The organism is Rhizobium sp. 01L419, assembly GCF_056400025.1.
This window is the reverse complement of the sequence record NZ_JBFTSM010000030.1, coordinates 22930-46657: the sequence shown is the minus strand read 5'-3', so window position 1 is coordinate 46657 and position 23728 is coordinate 22930. Positions and strand designations below refer to the sequence as shown.

General features: G+C 59.3%; 22 protein-coding genes and 11 pseudogenes. 18 read left to right on the top strand and 15 right to left on the bottom strand.

What is annotated here, in order from left to right; genetic code table 11:
• Positions 1–53 precede the first annotated feature (53 nt).
• Both AC1DUP_RS34710 and AC1DUP_RS34705 read right to left on the bottom strand, forming a co-directional pair.
• Positions 54–257, bottom strand: coding sequence for a cold-shock protein (locus AC1DUP_RS34710; RefSeq protein WP_113310792.1), 204 nt, complete (start codon positions 255–257; stop codon positions 54–56).
• 283 nt (positions 258–540) lie between these two features.
• On the bottom strand, positions 541–864 hold the full coding sequence (locus AC1DUP_RS34705) for a tyrosine-type recombinase/integrase (RefSeq protein ID WP_477837037.1): 324 nt from the start codon (positions 862–864) through the stop codon (positions 541–543).
• Between the two features lie 240 nt (positions 865–1104).
• Here AC1DUP_RS34705 and AC1DUP_RS34700 point away from each other — a divergent pair, with 240 nt between their 5' ends.
• Positions 1105–2376: a cation:proton antiporter domain-containing protein gene (locus AC1DUP_RS34700; RefSeq protein WP_115038305.1), complete on the top strand. Its 1272-nt coding sequence runs from the start codon at positions 1105–1107 to the stop codon at positions 2374–2376.
• 18 nt (positions 2377–2394) lie between these two features.
• A complete protein-coding gene (locus AC1DUP_RS34695) occupies positions 2395–2580 on the top strand; it encodes a hypothetical protein (RefSeq protein ID WP_115038302.1) in 186 nt (61 codons plus the stop codon).
• 161 nt (positions 2581–2741) lie between these two features.
• Here AC1DUP_RS34695 and AC1DUP_RS34690 read toward each other — a convergent pair.
• The 5 genes and pseudogenes from AC1DUP_RS34690 to AC1DUP_RS34670 all read right to left on the bottom strand — a co-directional run bounded on the left by AC1DUP_RS34690 (position 2742) and on the right by AC1DUP_RS34670 (position 4589).
• Positions 2742–3134, bottom strand: a pseudogene (locus tag AC1DUP_RS34690) (DUF3597 domain-containing protein).
• Positions 3135–3184: 50 nt separating this feature from the next.
• Positions 3185–3256: pseudogene (locus tag AC1DUP_RS34685) on the bottom strand (hypothetical protein); the annotation flags it as partial.
• Positions 3253–3774 carry a DUF2382 domain-containing protein gene (locus AC1DUP_RS34680; protein ID WP_477837035.1) on the bottom strand — a complete coding sequence of 174 codons (522 nt, stop codon included), beginning with the start codon at positions 3772–3774 and terminating at the stop codon, positions 3253–3255. The pseudogene AC1DUP_RS34685 and the gene AC1DUP_RS34680, both read right to left, overlap by 4 nt.
• A gap of 53 nt (positions 3775–3827) precedes the next feature.
• Positions 3828–4088, bottom strand: coding sequence for a DUF982 domain-containing protein (locus AC1DUP_RS34675; protein WP_113297657.1), 261 nt, complete (start codon positions 4086–4088; stop codon positions 3828–3830).
• A 201-nt stretch (positions 4089–4289) separates the two neighbouring features.
• Positions 4290–4589 (bottom strand): hypothetical protein, encoded by a 300-nt coding sequence (locus tag AC1DUP_RS34670; protein WP_115038299.1) that lies wholly within the window; start codon positions 4587–4589, stop codon positions 4290–4292.
• A 149-nt stretch (positions 4590–4738) separates the two neighbouring features.
• On the opposite strand from AC1DUP_RS34670, the pseudogene AC1DUP_RS34665 reads away from it, so the two are divergent.
• From AC1DUP_RS34665 to AC1DUP_RS34630, 8 genes and pseudogenes are all read left to right on the top strand, one after another.
• Positions 4739–5047, top strand: a pseudogene (locus tag AC1DUP_RS34665) (ISL3 family transposase); the annotation flags it as partial.
• A 476-nt stretch (positions 5048–5523) separates the two neighbouring features.
• Complete coding sequence (locus AC1DUP_RS34660) at positions 5524–6456, top strand: LysR family transcriptional regulator (RefSeq protein WP_115038297.1); 933 nt, start codon at positions 5524–5526, stop codon at positions 6454–6456.
• Positions 6457–6928: 472 nt separating this feature from the next.
• Positions 6929–7381 (top strand): annotated as a pseudogene (locus AC1DUP_RS34655) (SDR family NAD(P)-dependent oxidoreductase); the annotation flags it as partial.
• A 105-nt stretch (positions 7382–7486) separates the two neighbouring features.
• Positions 7487–7747 carry a pyridoxal-phosphate dependent enzyme gene (locus AC1DUP_RS34650; protein WP_477837029.1) on the top strand — a complete coding sequence of 87 codons (261 nt, stop codon included), beginning with the start codon at positions 7487–7489 and terminating at the stop codon, positions 7745–7747.
• A gap of 209 nt (positions 7748–7956) precedes the next feature.
• Positions 7957–8355, top strand: a pseudogene (locus tag AC1DUP_RS34645) (nitronate monooxygenase); the annotation flags it as partial.
• A gap of 152 nt (positions 8356–8507) precedes the next feature.
• On the top strand, positions 8508–9734 hold the full coding sequence (locus tag AC1DUP_RS34640; RefSeq protein WP_115038293.1) for a YbfB/YjiJ family MFS transporter: 1227 nt from the start codon (positions 8508–8510) through the stop codon (positions 9732–9734).
• A gap of 29 nt (positions 9735–9763) precedes the next feature.
• A pseudogene (locus AC1DUP_RS34635) lies at positions 9764–10155 on the top strand (tautomerase family protein).
• Positions 10156–10326: 171 nt separating this feature from the next.
• Positions 10327–11025, top strand: a complete 699-nt coding sequence (locus AC1DUP_RS34630) for a type 1 glutamine amidotransferase domain-containing protein (protein WP_113297660.1) — start codon at positions 10327–10329, stop codon at positions 11023–11025.
• A gap of 273 nt (positions 11026–11298) precedes the next feature.
• On the opposite strand, the gene AC1DUP_RS34625 is transcribed toward AC1DUP_RS34630, so the two are convergent.
• A complete protein-coding gene (locus AC1DUP_RS34625) occupies positions 11299–11673 on the bottom strand; it encodes a winged helix-turn-helix transcriptional regulator (RefSeq protein WP_113297798.1) in 375 nt (124 codons plus the stop codon).
• 94 nt (positions 11674–11767) lie between these two features.
• On the opposite strand from AC1DUP_RS34625, the gene AC1DUP_RS34620 reads away from it, so the two are divergent.
• On the top strand, positions 11768–12514 hold the full coding sequence (locus AC1DUP_RS34620; protein WP_115038291.1) for an NAD(P)-binding domain-containing protein: 747 nt from the start codon (positions 11768–11770) through the stop codon (positions 12512–12514).
• A gap of 95 nt (positions 12515–12609) precedes the next feature.
• On the opposite strand, the pseudogene AC1DUP_RS34615 reads toward AC1DUP_RS34620, so the two are convergent.
• Positions 12610–12816: pseudogene (locus AC1DUP_RS34615) on the bottom strand (GlcG/HbpS family heme-binding protein); the annotation flags it as partial.
• A gap of 68 nt (positions 12817–12884) precedes the next feature.
• On the bottom strand, positions 12885–13769 hold the full coding sequence (locus AC1DUP_RS34610; protein ID WP_115038289.1) for an N-acyl homoserine lactonase family protein: 885 nt from the start codon (positions 13767–13769) through the stop codon (positions 12885–12887).
• Between the two features lie 403 nt (positions 13770–14172).
• Here AC1DUP_RS34610 and AC1DUP_RS34605 point away from each other — a divergent pair, with 403 nt between their 5' ends.
• Positions 14173–14631, top strand: a complete 459-nt coding sequence (locus AC1DUP_RS34605; protein ID WP_162805162.1) for a nuclear transport factor 2 family protein — start codon at positions 14173–14175, stop codon at positions 14629–14631.
• A 49-nt stretch (positions 14632–14680) separates the two neighbouring features.
• Here the strand turns inward: AC1DUP_RS34605 and AC1DUP_RS34600 are convergent, their stop codons facing one another.
• From AC1DUP_RS34600 to AC1DUP_RS34590, 3 genes and pseudogenes are all read right to left on the bottom strand, one after another.
• Positions 14681–15718 (bottom strand): LLM class flavin-dependent oxidoreductase, encoded by a 1038-nt coding sequence (locus tag AC1DUP_RS34600; RefSeq protein ID WP_115038286.1) that lies wholly within the window; start codon positions 15716–15718, stop codon positions 14681–14683.
• Between the two features lie 207 nt (positions 15719–15925).
• Positions 15926–16051 (bottom strand): annotated as a pseudogene (locus AC1DUP_RS34595) (alpha/beta hydrolase); the annotation flags it as partial.
• Positions 16035–16586: a VOC family protein gene (locus AC1DUP_RS34590; protein WP_477837025.1), complete on the bottom strand. Its 552-nt coding sequence runs from the start codon at positions 16584–16586 to the stop codon at positions 16035–16037. The pseudogene AC1DUP_RS34595 and the gene AC1DUP_RS34590, both read right to left, overlap by 17 nt.
• A 267-nt stretch (positions 16587–16853) precedes the next feature.
• Between AC1DUP_RS34590 and AC1DUP_RS34585 the strand changes: the two genes are divergently transcribed.
• The 3 genes from AC1DUP_RS34585 to AC1DUP_RS34575 all read left to right on the top strand — a co-directional run bounded on the left by AC1DUP_RS34585 (position 16854) and on the right by AC1DUP_RS34575 (position 18539).
• Complete coding sequence (locus tag AC1DUP_RS34585; protein WP_113297664.1) at positions 16854–17567, top strand: SDR family oxidoreductase; 714 nt, start codon at positions 16854–16856, stop codon at positions 17565–17567.
• A 69-nt stretch (positions 17568–17636) separates the two neighbouring features.
• Positions 17637–18266, top strand: a complete 630-nt coding sequence (locus tag AC1DUP_RS34580) for a thioredoxin domain-containing protein (RefSeq protein ID WP_115038285.1) — start codon at positions 17637–17639, stop codon at positions 18264–18266.
• Between the two features lie 36 nt (positions 18267–18302).
• Complete coding sequence (locus AC1DUP_RS34575; RefSeq protein ID WP_113297666.1) at positions 18303–18539, top strand: tautomerase family protein; 237 nt, start codon at positions 18303–18305, stop codon at positions 18537–18539.
• Positions 18540–18669: 130 nt separating this feature from the next.
• Here the strand turns inward: AC1DUP_RS34575 and AC1DUP_RS34570 are convergent.
• A pseudogene (locus tag AC1DUP_RS34570) lies at positions 18670–18765 on the bottom strand (ATPase); the annotation flags it as partial.
• Position 18766: 1 nt separating this feature from the next.
• Between AC1DUP_RS34570 and AC1DUP_RS34565 the strand changes: the two are divergent.
• From AC1DUP_RS34565 to AC1DUP_RS34555, 3 genes and pseudogenes are all read left to right on the top strand, one after another.
• Positions 18767–19345: pseudogene (locus AC1DUP_RS34565) on the top strand (dihydrofolate reductase family protein); the annotation flags it as partial.
• Positions 19346–19521: 176 nt separating this feature from the next.
• Positions 19522–21000 carry a group II intron reverse transcriptase/maturase gene (gene ltrA / locus AC1DUP_RS34560; protein WP_477837022.1) on the top strand — a complete coding sequence of 493 codons (1479 nt, stop codon included), beginning with the start codon at positions 19522–19524 and terminating at the stop codon, positions 20998–21000.
• 72 nt (positions 21001–21072) lie between these two features.
• Positions 21073–21171: pseudogene (locus AC1DUP_RS34555) on the top strand (LysR family transcriptional regulator); the annotation flags it as partial.
• 1141 nt (positions 21172–22312) lie between these two features.
• Here AC1DUP_RS34555 and AC1DUP_RS34550 read toward each other — a convergent pair.
• Positions 22313–23443 (bottom strand): ROK family protein, encoded by a 1131-nt coding sequence (locus tag AC1DUP_RS34550; protein ID WP_477837020.1) that lies wholly within the window; start codon positions 23441–23443, stop codon positions 22313–22315.
• Between the last annotated feature and the right edge of the window lie 285 nt (positions 23444–23728).

The following is a 23728-nucleotide window of genomic DNA, read 5'->3' as shown; positions in this document are numbered from 1 at the left end:
TCAATGGCGCCCCGCGATGCATTGGGCTTGTCGAGAAGGAGATCCCGCTCGGTTCAGAGCGATCTGACGTTCTCGGCCTTCGACTTGCCGGTCTTCCGATCCTGGCCAACGTCGAAGGACACGCTTTGCCCTTCCTTCAGCCCGTCACCGTACTGCAGCGCCGAGACGTGCACGAAAACGTCGGCACCGCCGTCGTCCGGTGTGATGAAGCCGAAGCCTTTGTCGTTGTTGAAAAACTTGACCTTGCCAGTTGGCATGAGAACCCTCGTGTGCTCGCTGTTGATCGACCAGCAATCTATCGCTCGCGATCTGTCATAGCAACCGATCTGCTGCGAGCAGTTCAGTCAGCCTGCGCGCAGTTCCATTGCATGCGTTCTAGCCACCGTTCTGTGACTCATTTCGCGCTCCAAGACCTGGGCCGGGGGAAGTCGATAAAGGTTCGGGTTCCCGAAGGCCGGCCGTGCTGTCTGTTTTTAGAGCCCGTAAACGTCGTGAGGTCCGCGGACGAGCTGCAACACGCCAACCGTCTGTGGTTTTTGCCTATACGAGCAGGCGGCCTGCCCGTCCGCTTCGCCTTGCTTCACCGTTATAATAGCTCGCCGCCTGCTGAACAGACCGATGACGCGACTGCTCCATCGCTTCCGGCAACGGGATGCCATTGCGGGCGGCTTGCGTCAGATACCCGGAGCGCGAGCCATGCGCCGAAAGCTCGCTGGGAGAGAGGCCGGCGAGCTTGCAACGAGACTTGATGATCAGGTTCACCGATCGCGGTGAAATCTGCGTCTTCTTGACATTGCCCCACCGGTCGATCGCCCGGAAGACATCGCCTTTTTCAATGCCTGCTTCCTTTAGCCATAATGTCAGCGCCTCGACCGGTCTGCCGATGAGGATGACCGATTCACCGTCCTCGGCATTGGCGGTTTTTGTCCGGCCAGACTTCGTCGCCTAGTCTGAGTGTTCAAAGGACGATCCCTGCGCGCGAGGCTTGCGGACCACAGCACGTTCTCGGCGGCCGATCACAAGCTTCGAGACGCCTACGCCTTGTGTGTAACCTTTGGCGCTTGACCGCGTTTGTGGTTTATAGAGTATTTGTGGAAGCGTGGAATGGATATCTACATCGTCACGCTGACCATACTGGGGTTTGTAGTCTTATTGACTGCCTGGCTTCCTATGATCTTCCGCCGGCTTCCCCTGTCGCTGCCTATAGCCTGTCTGGCAATCGGCGCGGTCCTCGCCTGGTCGCCTTTCCCACTGCTTCCCCAGTTCAACCCGCTCGAAAACCGCGAGTTCACGCAACGGATGACAGAAATCGTCGTCATCGTCGCTCTCATGGGGGCGGGGCTCAAGCTTGATCGACCGATTGGATGGCGAAGCTGGGCGACGACGTGGCGGCTATTGGGGATTGCCATGCCGCTCACGATTGGAGCCCTTGCTCTTCTCGGCCACTGGATACTCGGACTCGGTGCCGCGTCAGCACTTCTTCTCGGTGCCGCACTTGCGCCAACCGATCCGGTACTTGCAAGCGATGTTCAAGTTGGCCCTCCGAGGACCGGAGAAGAAGATGAAGTGCGGTTTGCGCTGACGTCCGAGGCAGGCCTCAACGACGGGCTCAGTTTCCCATTCGTGCATCTTGCGGTGGCTATGACGCTGATGGGAACGGAACGCCTGGATGTTCTCGGTCACTGGGCTTTGCTCGACGTCGTTTGGAGGCTGCTCGCAGGCGTCGTCATGGGTTGGGGTCTTGGCAAAGTATTCGGCGTGCTATCGTTCCGGATGAGCGTCGGCAGCCTTTCGAGAACCCGCGACGGCTTCGTGGCGCTCGGAATGACCTTTACGACATACGGCCTGACGGAGCTTGTCCACGGCTATGGTTTTGTCGCGGTCTTCCTCGCCGCCGTGGCATTCAGGGACGCTGAACGAGAACACGACTGGCATGAACAACTCCACGACTTCGCAGAGCAGATAGAGCGTCTTTTGATGATGGCTCTTCTTGTCTGCCTCGGGGCGATCGCGGTGAGCGTTCCGTTCATGGCGGCGGTCGACTGGTGTGTGGTCGCGGTCGCTGTTCTCGCGCTTGCCGTCGTCAGACCCGTTATAGGATGGCTTAGTCTTCTCGGTTCAGATCATCCGCCTTCAGAAAGTGTAATTATCGCGGTCTTCGGAATACGCGGGCTGGGTTCGATATATTATCTCGCCTACGCGACGGGTCACGCGGAGTTCGCCGGCGTTGAGACGATCTGGGCAACCGTATTGTTGATTGTACTCATATCGATCGTGGTTCACGGCGTGGCGGTAACGCCAACGATGGACTGGATTGACGGTCGCAGGTCGGCGCGGGCCTTCAAGCGTGAAGATGTGAACCCTCGTCCGGACTGATCGCGTAGGGAGATGAAGATGCGGTTACTGAACACGAATGTTCCCAAAACCACCGAAGGAACCATCACGGTCGAATTTCATCGAGAGGGAAACGAGCTGATCTCAGTTCGTGTGGCATCTGACACCGTCGCCGGCGAGAGTGCAGCGATCGGTCGCGCGAAGCAGATGATGGTACAGATTTCAGCGTTCGGGAGGTGCCGCTAACGTCGGGAGCGAAAGGCGAAGGCAGTATCGACGACTCGCTTGCTGAGGAAACTGATCCGGAGACGCGGTCTGGCCGGCGAGTTAGACAGCGGTTTCAGAAAGCCGCAGAAATATCGAGCGCGTCTTCATGACCGCAGAATGCGGAGGCTGCGCTGTGGTGCCTAGTCAAGCAGGTCGGCAGGCACCTTGCCGCCGTTTTCTGCCAGTTTCTTCATCGACGCCTTGTGGAGATAGGTGTTCATCTTGGCGTTTCCGTGGGCGTCCCGAATAGCCGAGTTCCTGGGCGAGTTCCTTGCGTTCTTCGAGGCTCGCGTCCATCCCGAGCGCCTTCATCAGGTCGACGATCGAATGTCGCCAGTCGAGCTTCTGACCGGACTTCTGGACTGCGGCGTTGAGGATGGGCTCGGTATCGACCGATGGTCGCGGCGCCTCATGGCCATCGCTGGACGAGCTGTCTCCTGCGACGGTGCGGGCGACGCCATCTGCTCAGCGGACGGAGACGCGCTGCCCGCCGTCGGAAAACCTGCGGATATCGTTGACCGTCTCGGTCCGATCTTGCAGTCTTGCGAATGCCGATCTCTTCGACGACGCGAGTGTCTTTCGACACGACCGCTTCTTCGGGATGCTCCTCTGCCGAGATCGTCCGATCCTGGAAGGCGCGATCGGCGTCGGTCAGGGGGCGAACAACCGTGCAACGTTCGATGTCGACGTCTTGTTACGCAGGCTGACGTCTTCGCGGACGGGCGTTTCGACGGTGTAGCCGCGCACGCGCACAGAGCCATTGTTGACGTTGCGCTTGCCGACCCGGAGATTTTCCTCGACCACCGGAATGGTTTCGTCACGCGACCCGTCGTCGAAAGCGTCCTCGCGGGAGGCCGCCGTCGACTGAACCACGCCGTCCAGGTCGTCATCGAACTTGCGCTGCTCGGTGCGTACGACCGAACTTAAACCTGCATTGCAATCGTAGCTGGTGTTCGCCAGAGCTTCATTGGAGCCCTGCGCATTCCAGCCTTCCTTACGCCAGGTGTCGGCGCGCTCATCGATGTCGATCGAGCCTTCGTCGTCGAGGATGTCGTGAGCCGTCTCATAGCTCGCGTCGTCGACCTCGACGGAAACGAGGAAGCCGCCGCGGCGCAGGCCCTCTGCATGGCGGCCAGAATGTTCCACCTGCACAAGTAATGGTTGGATCGCCACCAGCAGCAAAAATCCAGCCCCTAAACGTCTGCACAAAGCGCGCGTTCGTCCCTCTAAGCCAAGAGATTCACCTCAATTGCAGCGGCTTTGAACGCCTCTCTGGCGATTTTAAGAGAGCCCAGATTTACAAGAGCTCCCACGCACGCAAGCTTTGCCAAGCCATAGTGTTTTCCATGCTCGGCCGGCCACCTGTTCAAGAGATAACCCAGTCCCTCTTCGGGACCACGAATTGTCTCGGTCATGCCACTGCCGATCCTGACATATACAGGCACACCCCAAACAGACCGACCGAAAACCTCATTCTCCCAACTCATCTTGCTTCCCCTGTCATTGTTCCCCCGAGTGCAGATCTAACGCGCTCGATACGGCCGGCAAATCACAATGGTAGTAGCGTCCGAGCCGCGTGCCGCACCGCTGCTCCCTCGAAGGATGTGGTGGGATGGCAGCCAATCGTATGTTCAAAGTTGATCGGTTCGCCGCCCATAGCTGCCTGTCGTAGTCGATTGAGGCGTCTGTCAGTGAACGCGACGCCCCGGCGGAGTTAATCCCGGCACGGCGTCTCGATGCGGACCCGAAAAATTTATGACGTTCGCCCCCTTCTGCGAGCTACCGAAGTTTCTGCGCAGAGCGTTAGCAAGTTGGACCGGCTCTCTCAGACCCCGGTGGAAAAGCTTGATAATCAGCCTGGCTGCAACGATGAACTCTCCCTCCGGGTTCGCCGATATTTTGCCTTTGTAGCCGCAGCTGACGAGAACTTCCTGAAGCATCTTCAGGTCTTCGCTTTTCAGATTGGCGGTGTTGATTTCGGAAGACATGTTGTCCTCCTTCCAGTCGGGGCGAAGCTCACAGGCCTCAATCGGCAGCGCCCGTTCAATGGCTGCCGAGAATCTTAACCTGCGCTCTATAGTGGACGATAGCAAATGGATTCATCGAAGCCACTGCCCATCATTGCCGGCACCCCACCACGCTCAGGCTCGACCACATCGTCCATCATCTCGGGCTTGCACTGGGTGGCAGCGGCCACCTTTGCCAAGAGGCTGATGTTGCCGGTAAGCCACGACACGCTGCTGCGCGTTGTGCGGCGGCGCGGCAGTCCGCGCTTTGTCCCGCCGACCGTGATCGGGATCAACGACTGGACGTGGCGACGTAACCAACGCTATGGGACCATCATCTGCGATCTGGGACGACGCAAAACCATTGCTCTCCTGCCAGATCGGGAGCCATCGACCGCCCAGCTTGGCTTTCGGACCGCCCCCAGATCAGCATCGTAGCCCTCCAAGGATTCTCGGACAGACACGTGGGCATCAACAACGAAAACCGTTGGTCGGTCGATTGCGTTGCCAGGGTTCATAGTCGTCACCGTCGAGACCATCCGGTACATTAGCTCCTTCCACGAAGCCATCAAACTCTCTCAATGCACGAAAATCTATCATCGTAGTGGCTTGGTGACCTGGTTATCGATCGCTTTTCGAAGCTAGGCAAGCATGCGTGGTTGGGCTTGAAAGTCCATTGTACGATGGTATCGGGGCAAAGCGCCAGCCAGCGAAATCCCACTCGAGCCCGTGCGATGCCGTGCCATCTTGTTTGCCCGTTTAATCGCATGGCGTACTTCGAAGATCGATATCGTCGTGGCCGCCTTTGTTGTCCATTGGATGTGGTGTCGACCGGAATGCTGATGTTCAAAGATCCAGGATATTGCGCCGCCACGCATGCTGTGAAGATATCCGCACAGCAAAAAAGGAGTCGGTCATGGATCGCATCGATGCAATGAAGGTCTTCGTCACTGCCGTTGAGGAAGGAAGCCTGGCGGGTGCCGCCCGAAGGCTGAAGCGATCCCCGACGGCGATCAGCCGGGCCCTGGGATTGCTCGAGCAGCATGTCGGCGTCGAACTGCTTCATCGAACGACGCGGAGCCTGAAGCTCAGCGAAGCGGGCCAGCGCTACGTGGAAGCTTGCCGGAGGGTCCTCGTCGACCTCGAGGAGGCGGACATGGTCGCCGGAGCAGAACGATCCTCGCCGCGGGGAACCATCACCGTCTCCGCGCCACCCATTCTCGGCGAGGAGGTGCTGCGGCCGATTATCGACAGCTTTCTCCGCGAGCACCCAAGCGTTTCTGTTCGCCTCCTGATGCTCGATCGCTTCGTCAATCTCGTCGACGAGGGCGTGGACGTGGCGTTGCGGATTGGCAATCTCGCGGACTCGACGCATATTTCCATCCGTATCGGCGGCGACGTCCGGCGCGTCGTGGTGGCCGCTCCGGGCTATCTGGAAAGCAAGGCTGCCATCGAAGAGCCATCCGATCTCTCAAAGCACGATCTCATCGCGTTCACGAATTTCGGTCTGGAATCCTGGGCCTTCGCGCCATCGAAGGGATCATCCATTCCCAGAACCGTCCATTTCTCGCCGCGCTATCTCGTCAACAGCGTGCGGGCAGCCGCGGCATCGGCCGCAGACGGGATGGGCGTGACGAGGCTGTACTCCTACCATGTCGCCGAATACGTCCGCGACGGGCGGCTAAAGATCCTCCTCCAGGACGATGAGCCGCCGCCGCTCCCGGTCCATGTCCTCACACCGCAGGGTCGGGCCGCGGTCCCGAAAGTTCGGGCGTTCCTCGACTTCGCGGCCCAGCGTCTTCGTTCGGAACTGGGACGCATCGCGGCGGAAGCCGGAAGCCTGGAGTGATCGTGCCGAGTTACGGTTGAGTGCCTGCAGCAAAGCGACAGTTCTCCTGAGCCACAACGCGGCTAAAGGTGCAGCGGACATCGCGTTCGATCCGAGGACTACGGAGGAGGGCGAACCGGGAGGCGTGACGTGGACCAGGCGGAAAACCGTCCTTCCCCGGCACGTCGGCCTCGGCTGCTAGCCGAGGCCTGTGTAGAGGGATTTGGCGCGATCGACGTTAGAAATCGGAATGACGACCACCTCAAGCTACATGTCGATATCGTCGGCAAGAGCGGGGCTTAGTTGCTCTGGTTCATGAATTGCCATTTGGCATCCGTTACGCGGGGACAATGCGGCGCCCCCTAATGTGTCTATCCATCGTCCAAAGGTGTCGGGCCTTCGAGATGGGTGCGACCGATCCTTAGGTATCGCCGATACCATTGCACAAACTCGTCGGCGCTTTTAACGGGCGATCCATTGACGCATTCGACTCCGTCTGGCCTATGCCGTCGCGCCGTCTTTCGTCGCTCGAAAGCACGGAACGATCGTCAGCATGGCGTCGGCACTGGGACTCGTGCCAGAAATCCTCAACGGCGTATACGGCGCGACGAAGGCGTTCGTCATCGCCCTGACGTTCTCCCTGCAGAAGGAGCTTGCCGAAAAGAGCATTCGCATCTAGGTCGTGCTCCCCGGCGCGGTGGAAACACCTTTCTGGGAAGCATCCGGCGGCTCCCTCGACCGGCTGCCCGACCAGATCGTTATGAGGGCTGACGATGCGGTCGATGCTGCACTCGCCGGTCTCGATATGGCCGAGCTGATGACCCTTCCTTCGGTACCCGACATCGCAGACTGGAACGCTTACGAAGCGGCCCGGCAGAAGCTGATACCGAATCTCTCGCGCAATGTTCCCGCCCCTCGCTACCGGACGCCGACGCTGGCGTCCTGACAAGCGGCACGACAACACGCACAAGCGAGATCGCTGGATCGTCTGGAGCAGGTGCTCGACGAACGCCGAAGAGGCGTCTCGATCTGGGCGAAGAGGGACGATCTCATGGAACTCGCCGGTGGCGGCAACAAGCTTCGCAAGCTCGAGTTCCTGATCGGACAAGCTCAGTCGGAGGGCTGCGATACCGTAGTCGTGACCGGCGGAGTGCAGTCAAATTTCGCCCGATTGGCCGCGGCCGCCTGCGCCAGAACCGGACTGGCATGCGAAGTCGTCCTGGCTCAAATGGTGCCCCGCGAGACCGATATCTATCAGACCAATGGACCGACTGTTCGGCGCGCGTGTTCATATCCTGAAAGCGGGGACTGATGCGATGATCCGGCCATGAGCCGGAAGCGCGTCGGTGTCCCCGATACCTTCGGATCGGGTCGTTCCTCGGCACACCAAGGTCCAATAGACGTGACGGGAGGCCGGAGGTCTCAGCGTTGCAACGTCACGCACGACAAGGAGTCCAAATGACCCGCTGGCCAGATCGACGAATTCTCGATCTGTTCGGAATCTAGCTCCCCATCATCCAGGCGCCGATGGCCGGCGCAACGACGGTCGACATGGTCGTCGCCACCGCCGGGACCGCTTACCTGTTGTGCCCTGAAGCAAGGATCCCCGCTGTCTACGCGAGCGCGCTGGCTACGGCACGCGATGATAACACCGCGATTACGAACGTCTTCACTGGCCGTCCGGCGAGGAGCGTGGTGAACCGATTGATGCGGGAGCTCGGTCCTTTCCGTCGACGTTCCTGGTTTCCAACTGCCGGCGGCGCAATCGCTCCCATCAGAGCGAAGGCGGAGACGGCGTCGCGTGGCGACTTCACAAACCACTGGTCAGGTAAGGCCGCCAGGCTCGCTCCAAGGACTGGGGCCGAGGAACTCACTCGTGAGCTCTATCGAGCGGCGCTGGAGGTTATCGACCGCCGCAGCCAGGCTGATTTTCACACCGCCGATTCCCTCGAGCCGCGGTGGACAGCCTACCGCTTGCCGTTCGTTCCCCCAGACGTGCTTGATCACCACGTCATGAGGGCGGTGCGTGCGCGCACAAAAGCCAGCATTGAAGCGAAGTGAAGGAAAGCAAGATGTCGAAGCATAGACAGAATCCGATTTTGGTCGTCCTCGCAGGTTCCGCGTCGTTGGCGATCGCCATGGGCGTCGGCCGATTTGCCTTCACGCCCATTCTGCCAATGATGCTGCACGACGGAGTGCTCGACCTAGCGCGGGCAGGAGAGCTGGCGACTGCGAACTATGCCGGCTACCTGGTCGGCGCGCTGACGGCAATGCTGGTGCCCAAGAGTTGGGACGATACGTCAGTCATCCGCCTCACGCTGGTGTCAACGGTTATCCTCACCGCTTTGATGTCGGCACCCTATCCGGACGTCTGGATTGGCCTGAGGTTTCTAGCGGGGATGGCTTCCGCGGTCGGCTTTGTCTTCACGTCCGGCTGGTGTCTCGCCCAGCTTTCGGGAAGCGGGAGTTCGGTTGCAAGCGCCATTTTCACCGGTCCGGGCGCAGGCATCGCAGCCTCAGGGCTGGCTGCGAGCGGAATGACAGTTCTCGGTATGCCAGGCGGTGCCGCCTGGCTCACGTTCGCGGCGATATCCGCCGTCACCAGTGGGATCATCTGGTCGATATTCCGGAAGGATTCGAGGCCATCAAACGCATATTCGGTCGGGGCGCCGACCAGGGCTTCCGGCAAGGTTCCGAAATCGGAAATGCCTCTGTTTGCGCTCGCTTATGGCTTGGCCGGTTTCGGCTACATCGTCACAGCAACTTATCTTCCGGTGATCGCGAAGAACAGCATGCCTGGTTCGCCTCTTCTCACGGTCTTCTGGCCGCTCTTCGGAATGGCGGCCGTGGTGGGATCGCTGCTTGCGGCACGCGTAAAGCACACCTCCGACGTGAGGCTCCATCTCATCGGCGCATATCTTGTGCAGGCGATTGGGGTTGCGCTCTCTGTGGTCTGGCACGACGCTTTCGGGCTTGCCCTCAGCAGTATCCTTGTTGGCCTGCCGTTCACCGCGATAAGCTTCTTTGCGATGAACGAAGTGCGAAGGATACGGTCGAGCCACCATGCGCGATACATGGGACTTTTGACGGCGGTGTTCGCACTCGGCCAGATCATGGGGCCTCCGGCTGTCGCAGCGATTATGCGTCGCGTCGCGAACGTCGATGCCGGGTTCGATCTCGCGCTCGCCATCGCCGGTATCGCCTTGGTGGTGGGTGCCTCGATCTACGTCCTCATGATCCTGCTCTTTCCCGGCGAGCGGAGCGCCAGAGGGATTGGACGACCGGTCCGTCAAAGCTGAAACAAGCAACAAACAAAAGGATTCCCCCAATGCCCCTTGTAAAGGTCCACGTCCTGAAATCACGCTCGCTTCGAGAGATCGACGCGCTGCTGGATAAGATCCATACCGTCATTGTCGATTCCTTCGGGGTTCCTCAGCGTGACCGCTATCAGATCCTTCATGAGCACGAGAAGTCTCACGTGCGGTTCTTGGACACCGGGCTCGACATTCCGCGAACCGAGAAATTCGTTGTTCTCGAATCATCAGCCGCCGTCGGTCCCAAGCCGCCAAGAGAGCCTTCTACTCCAGTCTCACCCGGGAGCTACAGATTCGCTGCAAAATCGAGCCTTCCGATGTGATGATTACGATGCTGACCAACTCGGACGAGGACTGGTCGTTTGGCTCCGGTCGGGCGCAGTTCCTCACCGGTGAGCTCGAATGACAAGTACCAGGCGTCTTGTGCGATAGATCGCCAGAGACAGTGCTCCAATTTCGCGCGTCAACCGATACCAAGGTGTGGCGATACCAACGTGCAAGTGCGAAATGCGTTGATCCCCGGTAATTCTCACGTGCAGCTATTCCGCTGCTGAACAGAATTGGACGGAGCTGAACGATGAAGATCCTGATGGTATTCACCTCTCATGACACACTCGGAAGCACAGGGCGCAAGACGGGCTTCTGGCTCGAAGAGGGCGCCGCCCCCTACTATGTCTTCCGCGATGCCGGAGTCGAACTGACGCTCGCGTCACCCAAGGGCGGTCAACCGCCGATCGACCCGAAAAGCGATCTGCCTGAGAACCAGACGCCCGCCATGACGAGGTTCAAGCAAGACGAGGCCGCGCAGAAAGTGTTCGCGACCACCAAGAAGCTGAGCGAAGTACGCTCAGACGATTTCGATGCGGTTTTCTATCCGGGCGGCCATGGTCCCATGTGGGATCTGGTCGACAACTCTGAGTCCATCCAGTTGATCGAGTCCTTCTACAACTCCGGAAAGCCCGTCGCGGCAGTCTGCCACGCCCCGGCCGTGTTGCACCGGGTAACCTACCAGGGTGCTCCAATCGTCAAGGGCAAGCGGGTGACAGGCTTTACCAACGGCGAGGAAGAGGAAGTGCAACTGACGAAGGTCGTGCCGTTCCTCGTGGAGGACGAACTCAAGCGGCTCGGCGGCCTCTACGAGAAGAAGGCGAACTGGGAGAGCTTCGCCATTACCGATGGCAGGCTGATCACAGGGCAAAATCCCGCATCGTCCACCGCCGGAGCGCAGGCTCTCGTCGCGCTCCTCACGAGTTTGAAGGCTGGCGCCGCAGCATAGGCCGGACATCGATGAGCGAGAACGAGGTCGGGAGACGAAAACCTCACGGCCTCACGATGACCTGAAACGCAGAACGAGTTCAGGAGCGAAACGCCCGACGGCGGTATCGCGATCGGCGACATCGCTGTTCGGCCCGTCTACTTTGCGGGTACATGGGAAGCTCATATGTAAGGGGTGCCTTCCTTGCACATTGACCAGACACGGCAGGTTGCTCCGAAAGCTTCGCCGCGACATTGATGGCAACAAAGCGCCAGAAATCCTGTTGATCCTTATTCAACGAGCCCCTTCGCGCATTTTCTCGCGGCGTGTAAACGCCCAGTCGATCAGTTCAGCCATCGATGGCCCCAGAGCTTTGCCCATTTCCGTCAGCGCGTACTCGACCTTCGGCGGCACCTGAGGATAGACGGTGCGCGTTACTAGGCCGTCCTTCTCAAGTTCCTTCAGTTGCTGGATCAGCATCTTCTGGTTCACCCCTTCGCACCGCCGTTCGAGTTCGGAAAAGCGAAGCGCCTCTTTTGCCCCGAACAACTGGCAGATTATGACAATCTTCCATTTGCCTTCGAGCACCCGAAGGGCATCGGTCGTCACCTCCGCCCATTTGAGATGCTCTTGCGGGTCTCCGCACTTCCAGTCCCGATCCAGTGCCATACTTACCTTTTTGTGGGTAACCCACTTATCCGTCAGTTCTTGTCGATGCCTCAGCATCTATTATCTCGGTCTGCAGAACAACAGGATCATAATCATGAAGATCGGCATTATTGGTATCGGCAACATCGGAGGTACCCTTGCCCGCAAGCTCGCATCTGCGGGTCATAACGTCAGCGTCGCGAACTCCAAGGGCGCTGACGCGGTTCGGCCTTTTGCGGAAAAGATCGGAGCGACGCCCACCGATACGAGGGGAGCTATCTCCGGGGCGGATATGGTGATCATGTCCATTCCGCTTCCAGCTATCGAAAAGCTGCCGAAGGGCCTCTTCGACGGCCTACCTGACGGCGTCCCTATCGTAGACACCAGCAACTATTATCCGGGCCTGCGCGATCCACAGATCGCCGCCCTCGATGCTGGCGAGGTCGAAAGCGTCTGGGTCTCCGAGCAGCTCGGCCGCTCGGTCATCAAGGCGTTCAACAACATCCTCGCACATTCCCTGGCGGAACTTGGTCAGCCCGACGGGACTCCTGGTCGTCTGGCAGTGGCGGTCGCCGGAGACGACGAGGCAGCCAAGCAGCTCGTGATGGGCATCGTCAACGAAGTTGGGTTTGATTCGGTTGATGGCGGTCCGCTTGGAGAGTCCTGGCGGCAGCAACCGTCGACGCCGGGCTACTGCTGTGATTACGACGCGGCGACCATGCGCAAGGCGCTCGGTGCGGCGGTAAAGGGTGAAGCGCCCGAGACGCGTGACCAACTCATCGGCAAATTTGCAACGCTTGCGGCAAGCCCCACACATGATGATGTCGTGGCAATGAACCGTTCGATGAATCCTTTGACCTGAGGCGCACCATGACAGAAGCAGGGGCAGGAGCGGTGCTGGTAATGGTGCTCGCACATTGTACGTATCTTCTGTGGCCTCAAGAGCCGAACCAGATGAAAGAGGTCGGACGTTCGCAGCCTGGTAAGAGCGGAGTTGTAGGCCTTGCGTTCGGAAATGAGCATGGAGAAGGCTAGAGCGCCGTTCATCCGATGTTGAAGCACGGTGTTGCCATGAACGTCGATGACCGTAACTGTGACCGGTATCTTTGCACGGACGGACTCCGTCTCCACGCAGTCGGCAATATCCTTCGCCAAGGAAAGCATGTCCATTTTCAAAGCTCCTTTCAATGTCCGATAACAAAAGGCAGTTGCGGTTCTTCCACAGGCTCCAGTTAGTCGTAATAATCAGGCAGAAGCTTTAGCTGGTCGGCCTGATGCTTGTCGTGATTGATAAAGAGCTGGGCGTCGTAGTCGGCCATGATTTGCTTGATCCGATCCATGGACGCAACGGATTCGCCCTTGTCGACGTTCAGCGACGGAACGATGTCCCGTTCGAAATTGTCCTCGAGGTGGGCGACGTCGCCAGACAGGACGATGTAGCCGGACTTGGCTAGATGCACCATCAGCGACTGGCTTCCGGGCGTGTGTCCGGGCGTTGAAATCAACCTGACGCTTCCGTCACGAAAGATATCGATGTCGCCAGTAATCAGTTCCAGCCGCCGAGGTTGCCCAAGTAGTTTGCGAGCGAGCGTCACCAGCGTGCTCAGGTTTGGGTCTGAAGGGGGAGGCGAGTTGATCCACAGATATTCCGCTTGCTGCATGACCACTGTCGCATCGGGAAAAAGTCCAATGTTCCCGATGTGGTCACCGTGCGTATGAGACACAAGAACATAGTTGACATCGGCGGGTTTTAATCCGATCGCCGCGAGTTGTGAGGATATCGTCCTGTCAAGGTGATAGACGATGAGGCTGGGAAGAGTGGACCATCCTTTGGGATCGCCGATCGTGGACTCCGGAACGCCAGTGTCCCACATCAAATAATCCGTTCGATGCTGAATGAGATAGCATGTCGAGGAGAACTCGATCGATTTCCCCTTGTTTTCACCGGGCGTCCAAACGGATTCATCGTTTGCGAGCGAATGGCCGCAGTCCACCCTGTAGAGGCGATCGATCGTCGAAGCGGGTTTGCCGTTGTCCGTCGCCGACAGGTCGTGAACGTTTGCAAACGAGGCGAGTACGAAGCTGAGCGGCGCGGCAATTGCCGAGAGGGATTTCATTGCACTCCTCCTGGACTCAAAGCGCGGACCAGCGCTGATTAGGGGCGTCTGTGATGAGCGAGACGACTATTAAAATGTAAGCCTGAGGCGGCAGACGGGGTTATTGAACTTAGGTATCGATGACCAGGGATATCGGACGGATGCTGGACGGTTTAGTCCAGCATTCTATCTCAAGCGCCTGGAGCTCACGCGCTTTACTCATGGTCGTTACGCGCCGCGCGTGGGCGCAGTCCGTTGCCCGCTTGTCTGCGGCACGCCGACGACACCATCGTACAATGGAACCAACGATCACGCTGGAGCACTCTCGGGGTCTATGAAGGGCGCGACGACGTTGTGGCCGCCCACAGATCAGACCTAACGGGGCCGGGTGCCTTTGCAACGAATGGAGATATCGATGACCAAGATGCTAGATCTCACTGAGATCGACGGCAATGAGACGAAGCGGGGCGACGGCAACCCGATCGACGCATTGATCGGATTCTACCAGGCTTTCAACACGAGCGATCTCGGGGGGCTCGAAGCCGTGTGGCTAGGAGGTTCGGAACCCAGCATGGACAATCCCATCGGCGGCATCCGCCGCGGGTGGGAGCAGATCGCCGAAGGATACTCGAAGCTGTTCAAGGGACAGGCGAAAGTTCACGTGACCTTCCATGACTTCACGAGCCAGGGCGGTGACGACTGGCATCTCTTCGTCGGCCGAGAACGTGGAATCTGCAGGACGGCAACTGAGACGCTCGACGTCACGTTCCGGACGACCCGGTGGTTCGTGCGCAAGGAAGGGGCCTGGCGACAGCTCCACCATCACGGGTCGGTTGAGGATCCGCAGATGCTGGCTGCCTATCAGAAATTGATCTTCGGATGAAGAGAGCGAGCGCCGGCCGATGTCGACGCTCGGCGCGGACACGCCCCCGCTAGTTGTAAAGTTCTCCCCGCACCAAAGGCGCAACGTCGGTTCCCAGTAGTTCGATCGAACGACGCATCGCTTTCGCGTCGAGCGCGGCGGTGCTCATCTGGAAGGTGATGCGCGCGATCCCTCCCAATGTCCTGTTAACATGCAATATCTTGGTGGCTACCGTTTGAGGGCTGCCGACCAGGAACGCGCCATCGCGCCCGCACATGTGCTCGAATTGAGCCTGCGTCGGCGGCGGCCAGCCCCGCTCCTTTCCAGCGTCCGTGAACATTTGGAACCAGCCCGGGAAGAACGCTTCCTTGGCCGCCTCGTCGGTCTCTCCCACAAAGCCAAGACCATGCACGCCGAGCCTCTGGTTCTCGGGAGGATGGCCGGACGCAAGCCACGCACGTCGATACAGTTCGACGAGAGGCTGGAAGCGCTCGAAGCTACCGCCGATGATGGCAATCATCAACGGCAAGCCAAGTCTTCCAGCGCGGATGAACGATTCAGGCGTCCCGCCGACGCCAAGCCAGATAGGCAAGATTGGCTGGTGCGGGCGGGGAAATACTCCCTCGCCATTGATCGCAGGACGAAAACGGCCCTGCCACTTGATGTTGGGATGCTCCCTGACCTTTAGCAACAGGTCCAGCTTTTCCGCAAAGAGCGCATCGTAGTCCCGCAGGTCGAATCCGAAGAGAGGGTAGGCCTCCACGGAGGAGCCGCGACCCACCACGATTTCCGCGCGTCCGCGGGAAATCAGATCCAGCGTGGCGAACTCCTGGAAGAGCCGCACGGGATCGGCGGCGCTCAGGACAGCGACGGCGCTCGTCAGCCTTATCGACTTCGTGCGCGCAGCCGCAGCGGCGAGGATCACCGCCGGCGCGGAATCAAGCGCGTTCTCCCGATGGTGTTCACCCATTCCGAAGACATCGAGACCGACTTGATCCGCCAACTCGACTTCGGCCAGCACGCTCCCCATGCGGTCGATAGCCGACTGCAACCGCCCCGTAGCGGGGTCGGTCAAGAGCATGGCAAAACTGTCGATACCAATCTCCAACGTAGTATCCTTTCACGGCAAGGTTGCCACCCGAGCGCCAAGTGCGGATACGGCGGCGGAAACCGGCCACTCATCACACGGTTGGCGAGCGCCGCGCCAGCCTCCTTTATCTGATGGAAATCATCGAAATATTCGATAGGTGCATCGCGCCACTAGACCGCTCTCTGAACCGCCACAGTAACCTTCATGCTTAGGAATCGACATCCTTCAAACCGCCTTCGCGAAGGCCTCCGGGGCCTCTTGCGGAAGGTTGTGGCCAATCCCGCCCGTGACCAGGCGGTGTTCGTACGTCGCCTTGAACTTCCCGGCGTATGCCTTAGGGTCCCCAGACGGCCTCGTGAAGCTGCGTCGTGAAGCTCGTGTCCGCGGGCGCTCCAGGTAGACGCGCCGTCACCTCCTGCAAGGTCCATCCGTTGCCATCTGGGTCCTCGAACGTAACATACGAGGCGTAGCTCTTCCTTTCGGGATTGGGTCCCTTGGCAATTCCCTTGCCGTTGGAGTGGTGGAAGATACCGCCCACGTCATGAAAAGGTTCGCTGACTTTCACTCCGCGCCTGACCAGGTCGTCGCGTGCGGCAATCACGTCGGAGACGACGAGGTGCATACCCTGCGCGGAGCCGGGAGTCGCAACCGTGATGTTCTTTCCAAACATCACCGAGCATCCAGAGCCTATCGGGCTGAATTGAACGATGCGATAGTCGTCGCCCGTGGAGTGGTCGATGTCCAGGCGCCAGCCAAGGCTCTCGTAGAAGATTCTGGCACGATCGACGTCGGAGACCGGAATCACGAGGAGTTCAAGATTCATGATCGTCGTGCCTGTTTCCGAGGTCTTAGCTAAAGGTTTTGTTTGCAGCGTCGCGTCGTTCATGTCGGGATCCTCCAAGTTGAAAAGACCGCCGAAGCATGGCGGCGAATAGAGGCTACCTGGGACAACATCCGGCTGATATTGTCCGATGGTGTTCCCGATACCTTGTTATCGCATGCGCCGGAGACGAGCATTCCCCCGGAAAACGGCATAGTGACTGCCGCAGTCCGGCAATTCTTCCGAGAGCCGACAAGTCCTAAATTCATTGCACCGACGCCGAGGGCGGCGGGCGGCCCAATCAGGACCGCTGCAATTGAAAGGATTCACATCATGAGCAATGATCGGAAGGTCGCCATCATCACCGGGGCATCGCAGGGCATTGGCGAAGGTCTCGTCCGTGCCTATCGCGAGCGGAATTATCGGGTCGTCGCTACCTCGCGTTCAATCAAGCAGGGTTCGGACGAAGGCGTGCACGCCGTAGCTGGCGACATCTCCAATTCCGAGACGGCAGACCGTGTGGTGCGCGAGGCACTCGAGCGCTACGGCCGCGTGGACACGCTGGTCAACAACGCGGGTGTGTTCACTGCAAAGCCTTTCGTCGACTTCACTCAGGAAGACTACGACCTGAACTTCGGCGTGAACGTTTCGGGCTTCTTCCACATCACGCAGCGGGTGGCGAGGGAGATGCTCAAGCAGGGCTCCGGTCACATCGTCAGTATCACGACGAGCCTTGTAAACCAGCCGGTGTCGAGCGTCCCCACGGCTCTCGCATCGCTCACCAAGGGCGGTCTGAACGCCGTCACGAAGGAACTGGCAATCGAATTTGCCAAGACGGGCGTCCGGGTGAATGCCGTGTCTCCTGGCATCATCAAGACCCCGATGCATGCTCCCGAGACCCACGAGTTCCTCTCCGCGCTGCATCCGGTCGGCCACATGGGCGAGATCAGCGACATCGTCGAGGCCGTGATCTACCTCGAGGGCGCAAGCTTCGTCACGGGAGAGATCCTGCACGTCGACGGTGGCCAGAACGCCGGCCGCTGGTAGGCCGCTGAGAAACCGGGTGCGCGTCGTGAATGCGCCACGCACCCTTGCTGACAAGTGAAAGGAAAGACAATGGAACTCGTACTGGCCGCCGATCCGATGTGCTCTTGGTGCTATGGATTCGGCAAGCAAATGGAGCTTCTGCTCCAGCGGCGTCCGGACGCCTCGCTGAAGATCGTTCTCGGCGGGCTCCGCGCGGGCGCAACCGACGTTCTCGACGACGCAGGCAAGCAGTTCAGACTGCACCACTGGGCGAAGGTCGAGGAAGCCAGCGGCGTACCGTTCAACCGTCACGGCCTGCTTGCAAGAACGGGCTTCGTCTACGACACCGAGCCTGTATGCCGCGCGGTCGTGACCGCTCGAATCCTTCGGCCGGAGGCGGATCTTCTGAAGGTCTTCCGTGCATTCCAGCACGCGTTCTACGTCGATGCGCTCGACACCACGAATGGCCTCGTACTGGCGGAAGTCGGATCGCGCGCTCTTGAGGAACTTGGCCATCCCGTCACCGCCGACGAGTTCCTGGAGACCTTTAAGAAACGGAGCACCATCGAAGACGCAGCGACAGACTTCGCCACGTCTCGTACCATGGGCGTCTCGAGTTTCCCCACGCTTTTCCTGAAGAAGGGTGGAGCTCTTCGCAGGGTCGGCGCTGGATATGCGCATGTCGATGAACTTGAGAACCACCTTGCGGCGATGGCCTAGCAGATCGATCCAGATCTTGAACCAGGAGATTACGAAATGCCCATAGTCACCGTACAGGTAACCCGTGAAGGCACAGCACCTGATCGCAGCTCGGTTACCCCCGACGAAAAGGTCGCCATCATCGCGGGCGTCAGCCAAGTCATGCTCGACGTCCTCAACAAGCCGCTCGAATCGACCTACGTGGTAATCGAAGAGGTCGAGCTCGACAACTGGGGCTGGGGCGGCCTTCCAACCGTCCAGTACCGGAAAAAGAAGGCCGAGGGAAAAGGCTGACACAAAACTATCGCTTCGATTGGGACTTTTGCGAACATGGCTCCGCCACACGCGGTTACGCCGCAAAGTCCTCAAAGCGGTCGTTTAGGGAAACCGTGGCCGGGACCGACAACCCCGCGAGGAGGATCGGTCAACCATCCAGCCACGCAGCGAGGCCGTCCAGCGTCTGCAACCCATACTCCACCGCGCCGAAACCGACGACCACTTGGCGGCGTTCGCGGCTCGGGTCCGACCAGACGCTTGAAAACCCGTTCGGCCCCGACTGGTCGCGCTTGGTCGGTCCTATGCCGTCACAAGGACGTTCCGGGAGCACGTGCTCAAGGCACCAGCGGCAAAGACACCGCGGGCATGGACGATGAGTATGCCAAGGGCTACTTCGCCAACATTCGCGCCGGGATCATGGGGGCCGGCAAGTTCGGGCTGCACAACCATCCCGATGATCGGAACTGGAAAGGGTGGTGGGGTGATTAGCCGCCATTCAACTGCCCGGTCTTTGTCTGCACACGCCGCGGCTTCCAACGAGATGGCTGGAGGCACCACGTTCCACTTCCTCGCGGCGGCCCCGGTTGATGCGCTGCAGCAGGCCGTGACAGCCGCGAACGGCAAAGGACGTGTGGAGAGGTGGCGGACCAACCATGGTTCGGGACTATCTGAAGGCCTGTGGACCGCCTGCATGTTGCCGTTACCCCAATTCTATTGATGAGGGGCATACGCCTCTGGGACGAGTTACGCGGGCTGGAAGCCGGCTACACCGTCAAGTCGGAAACGGCGAGAGCGGCACTGTCCACATCACGTTCCAGCGCTAGCGGCCAGCCCGTGATTGATGGCGCTCATGGACCGCCCAACGGTCCCTGGCTGCGTTCCCCTTTTTGCCTCGGACGATGCCCACTCTTACAAAGTCCAATTCCGACGCAGACCGACCAGACTCTCCCACGTCTTCGGGGTGGATGGTCCGCATCGGGAAGGCGAGGAGCCGTAGCCGATGACGCACGATCCAGAGAAGTCTGACTCCGGCATAGTAGCTGTGAAACCGACGAACAAAGCTGGGCAACCGGCAGCGGAGTCGGCGGAGCCAAGGCCGGAGACCAAGGGGAACGCGGAACAGCAACACATGCACCGGACACAGAGCCGGGCTCGTATGTCCCAGTCGCTGGATCGCGTACGGCAAGCCGCAAGGCAGAAGAAGAAGGAACGGCTCACCGCGCTCTTCCACCACATCAATGTCGACACACTACGAACGGCGTTCTATGCGCTCAAACGCAAGGCGGCTCCCGGAGTGGATGGCGTGACGTGGCGGGACTATGAGGCAGACCTCAAGCCGCGGCTGGAGGTTTTGCACAGACGAGTCCATCGAGGTACGTACCGTCCGCAACCGTCCCGCCGGACGTATATACCCAAGGCGGACGGCAAGCGGCGGCCGCTGGCGATCGCAGCCTTGGAAGATAAAATCCTCCAAGGCGCTACGGTCATGGTGCTCAATGCCATCTACGAAGGCGACTTCTGCGGTTTCTCTTACGGGTTCCGGCCCGGACGGGGACCACACGATGCATTGGATGCACTGTGCGTTGCGGTCGGCTCGCGGAAGGTGAACTGGATTTTAGACGCCGATATCCAAAACTTCTTTGGGGCGGTCAGTCAGGAATGGCTGGTTCGCTTCCTGGAGCACAGGATCGGCGACAAGCGCATCATCCGCCTGATCCGGAAATGGCTGCAGGCGGGCATCTTGGAAGACGGGGTCGTGACAGTAGATGACAGGGGAACGGGTCAAGGTTCGGTGGTCTCGCCGCTTCTGGCCAATATCTACCTACACTACGTCTTGGACCTATGGGCTGAGCGTTGGCGACACCGCGAAGCTAAGGGCGATATGATCGTCGTTCGATATGCCGACGATTTAATTGTCGGCTTTGAGCACGAAGGCGACGCCCGTCGTTTCCTCGATGAGATGCGTGCGAGGCTTGGGGAGTTCATGCTGTCACTCCATCCGGACAAGACCCGCCTGATTGAGTTCGGCCGCTTTGCTGCGGTCGATCGCAAGAAGCGGGGGCTCGGCAAACCGGAAACCTTCGCCTTCCTCGGGTTCACGTTCATTTGCGGAAAATCACGCCAAGGGTCCTTCCAGCTCAAGCGGAAGACCCGAAGCGACCGCATGCGAGCGAAGCTCAAGGCCATGAAGGCAGAGCTGTGGCGGCGTATGCATTGGCCTATCCCCGAACAGGGCGAGTGGCTGAAGCAGATCGTGACCGGCCACTTCGCCTACTACGCGGTCCCAACAAACATCCGGGCGCTCCTCGCGTTCCGGCGTCGGGTGACCGAGCTATGGCTGCGCACGCTCCGGCGACGCAGTCAAAGAGACGGCCTCACCTGGGATCGAATGGCAAAGCTGGCGGACACTTGGCTTCCCAGTCCGCATATCCTTCATCCATGGCCGGAAAAGCGCTTCGCCGTCCATCACCCAAGGTAGGAGCCCGGTGCCCGAATTGGGCTCGCCGGGATCTGTGCGGGGGGCGCTCAGCAACGGGCGTCCCTACCGCGAAAGATCGGGCTGGGTGTCGCCTGGAACCGGGAGGATCCAACCGCCTCGCGCGACGACATCATCGATATCGCCAGGTCGCTGGTGCGGCCGGGCAGGTGAGGGCGCGGGAGATTTCTGCAGATGATGCGTTTTGCCACTGGCATGCCCAATAAGCAGGAGATGATCCCGATGGCACCATCACAAGCATAGGGGCACCGCCATGAGCCGAAATGCTACACTCCAACCAGGTTTCCATGCGCATGGAGATGACATGTCGGATCGACTGGAGCTCATTCTTCAGTGTTTGAAATCTGCCCGACCGATTGCCAAGAAAAACCCAGTGCTTGGCAGAGTGGTCGAACGCATCGACGAGGCAATCCTCGAGGCAGAAAGCCTTTTGAGGGCGGCGCGTAGCAACGATCAACGAAAAGCTTTGACGGGGAGAACGTCGCCTGCCCGAAAGGGAAGGCGAGGCGTGGGTCGGGAGTGGCCGGCAATAAGTGCCCACGGTGACGGCTATGGGCGATCGGCCCGAAGCGGAACACGCGGTCGTGGGGCAGTCGGTCCCGTGTCTCCTTCGGACCGCTGACGCTGACGCTCCTGCGGCTGCCCTTCCTCACGCCCGCGCGTGACGCGAATTCCCGCTTTCTCGCGCCCTGGCGCGGCCTATGCCGGAAGCTCCGATGCGCTGCATTGTCTTTATCATCGCTACGAAGCGGGGTTTATGGAACATCTTGAGATCGACAATGCAAACGTGCGCTAGGTCGCAGGCGCCTTTGACTCCGACGTGCCGAATGATAACTCGCTAGATGATGCGAAGTCATTTCTTGGCGAATTGGTTGCTTCACCGCAGAAGAGCAGCAATGTTGGTCCCGCCGATGGTGTCAATCAGCACTTGGTAGATCGCCTTCGCTGCTCAAGCTGACGAGGGCGTTTCGGCTTCGGTCTTCCTCCGACCAAAGGACCGCTCGTGCACCCGGGTGCAAATTGTGACCACGGCCGCCCTAGCGCTCTCATTCCGGTCGTCAACTCTTGTTCGTCTTAGTGCAGGATTTCGACGAAGGACCTGGGGCATACCTCCTTTAACGCTTACCCATTACATACGGTTCGCTCTGACCTGATACCCATGAGATTGACCTTCGTCACGCTCATCGAGATCAGGCTCACCGCGAGCGCGAACGGTGACCAGATGCGTTCTTCGCGCAATAAGCCAATGACCTCAGTCCCGTCAGTTGCGACGCCTGCAGAAAACGCGGATTTTCTATGACACAAGCGAAGAGCGCTTAGAGAGTCGCTGGCTGTGGCGCGTTATTACGCCGTCTACGTTCGCCTCTTTCATTTGTTCCTCAATGACGAGGAACGCCGCGCCGACAATCCCGGCGTCAGGGTCCGGAGGCGAGATGACTATATCCAGTTCTCTGGTAGCAAGTGGCAGCGAACGTTTGTAGACAAGTTCCCGAACGCCGGCGAGGAGATGATCGTCCAATATTGCTAGCGTGCCGCCGATTACGATCATCTCTGGGTTTAGGATGCTTACAAGGCTGGTCATGACCTCGCCAAGGATGCGTCCGGACTCACGTACCAGATGGATAGCTAATGGCTGGCCCGCCCGCACTAGCTGGGTTACATCTCGTGCGTTTCGAGCCTCGATCCCTTCATCACGAAGTTCACGAGCAATCGCCCAACCTGCCGCCCGCGCCTCAACACAGCCGACCTTCCCACATCGACATAGGGGCGCTGGCTCCCGAGCAAACTGTATATGTCCGATATCACCAGCGGCACCCTGAGCCCCGCGGTAGAGCCGGCCTTCAGTGATAATTCCACTCCCGATGCCCGTACCAATCTTCACGAAAACCATTTCGCTGACAGTCGAACGGCGTAGCCGATGGTCACTGAGAGCGAGAAGATTCACATCGTTCTCTGCATAGACCGGCACGCCAAATCTTTGGCCAAGATGCCCACGGATGTCGAAATTATCCCATCCGACCAGGACCGACGGTCCTACAACACGGCCATTGGCGTAGTCCACGGGTGCTGGAAGGCCGATACCGATTCCAATCACATCGCTCGTAGCTTTACCGGTGGCAGCGAGAAGCGCTTCAAACTGCTCTTCGATCCACTCAAGGGCGATCGTCGGGCCGCGAAGGATATCGAACGTTTCGGAAATTTCCGCCAATATCGCCGGGCGAAGGTCGGTAAGTGCTACCCGAATATGCTGTTCGCCAATGTCGGCACATAGTACGACCGCGAAATCCCTGTTCAGGTCCAACGCCCGAGTCGGGCGGCCCCCGCTTGGAAGCGTTTCCTCCGTTTCTCTGATCAGCCCGGCATCGATCAGATTCCCCAGCTTCTGATGAACTGTCGCTCGAGAGAGGCCCGACAGTTCGGTCAACAGGCTCCGCGATCGGGCTCTGCCAGATCCTACAAGTGAGAGAATCTGTCCGCTTGCTTTGTCGGAGCTGACGTCGCCCGCACCCCTCTGCCTAGTTTTCCCGTGGGTTTGGTTGGTGCTGGGCATGGATGGATCCTGTCAGTCATGAATGCTCATTTTCTTACATTTCTTACGCCGCGTGACGAGGCCGGCACGAAGATTTTTCCAAAACCGCGGACCAAAATCAACTTAATAGTGGCTAATTACGTATAAAATTATACAAAAGATATGGGTGATATGATTGAC

Bases quoted from the DNA above. Each gene is read 5' to 3' on its own strand.
- AC1DUP_RS34710 (WP_113310792.1), bottom strand. From the start codon at position 257: ATGCCAACTGGCAAGGTCAAGTTTTTCAACAACGACAAAGGCTTCGGC.
- AC1DUP_RS34700 (WP_115038305.1), top strand. From the start codon at position 1,105: ATGGATATCTACATCGTCACGCTGACCATACTGGGGTTTGTAGTCTTA.
- AC1DUP_RS34695 (WP_115038302.1), top strand. From the start codon at position 2,395: ATGCGGTTACTGAACACGAATGTTCCCAAAACCACCGAAGGAACCATC.
- AC1DUP_RS34675 (WP_113297657.1), bottom strand. From the start codon at position 4,088: ATGAGTTGGGAGAATGAGGTTTTCGGTCGGTCTGTTTGGGGTGTGCCT.
- AC1DUP_RS34670 (WP_115038299.1), bottom strand. From the start codon at position 4,589: ATGTCTTCCGAAATCAACACCGCCAATCTGAAAAGCGAAGACCTGAAG.
- AC1DUP_RS34660 (WP_115038297.1), top strand. From the start codon at position 5,524: ATGGATCGCATCGATGCAATGAAGGTCTTCGTCACTGCCGTTGAGGAA.
- AC1DUP_RS34650 (WP_477837029.1), top strand. From the start codon at position 7,487: ATGGAACTCGCCGGTGGCGGCAACAAGCTTCGCAAGCTCGAGTTCCTG.
- AC1DUP_RS34640 (WP_115038293.1), top strand. From the start codon at position 8,508: ATGTCGAAGCATAGACAGAATCCGATTTTGGTCGTCCTCGCAGGTTCC.
- AC1DUP_RS34630 (WP_113297660.1), top strand. From the start codon at position 10,327: ATGAAGATCCTGATGGTATTCACCTCTCATGACACACTCGGAAGCACA.
- AC1DUP_RS34625 (WP_113297798.1), bottom strand. From the start codon at position 11,673: ATGGCACTGGATCGGGACTGGAAGTGCGGAGACCCGCAAGAGCATCTC.
- AC1DUP_RS34620 (WP_115038291.1), top strand. From the start codon at position 11,768: ATGAAGATCGGCATTATTGGTATCGGCAACATCGGAGGTACCCTTGCC.
- AC1DUP_RS34610 (WP_115038289.1), bottom strand. From the start codon at position 13,769: ATGAAATCCCTCTCGGCAATTGCCGCGCCGCTCAGCTTCGTACTCGCC.
- AC1DUP_RS34605 (WP_162805162.1), top strand. From the start codon at position 14,173: ATGCTAGATCTCACTGAGATCGACGGCAATGAGACGAAGCGGGGCGAC.
- AC1DUP_RS34590 (WP_477837025.1), bottom strand. From the start codon at position 16,586: ATGAACGACGCGACGCTGCAAACAAAACCTTTAGCTAAGACCTCGGAA.
- AC1DUP_RS34585 (WP_113297664.1), top strand. From the start codon at position 16,854: ATGAGCAATGATCGGAAGGTCGCCATCATCACCGGGGCATCGCAGGGC.
- AC1DUP_RS34580 (WP_115038285.1), top strand. From the start codon at position 17,637: ATGGAACTCGTACTGGCCGCCGATCCGATGTGCTCTTGGTGCTATGGA.
- AC1DUP_RS34575 (WP_113297666.1), top strand. From the start codon at position 18,303: ATGCCCATAGTCACCGTACAGGTAACCCGTGAAGGCACAGCACCTGAT.
- ltrA (WP_477837022.1), top strand. From the start codon at position 19,522: ATGACGCACGATCCAGAGAAGTCTGACTCCGGCATAGTAGCTGTGAAA.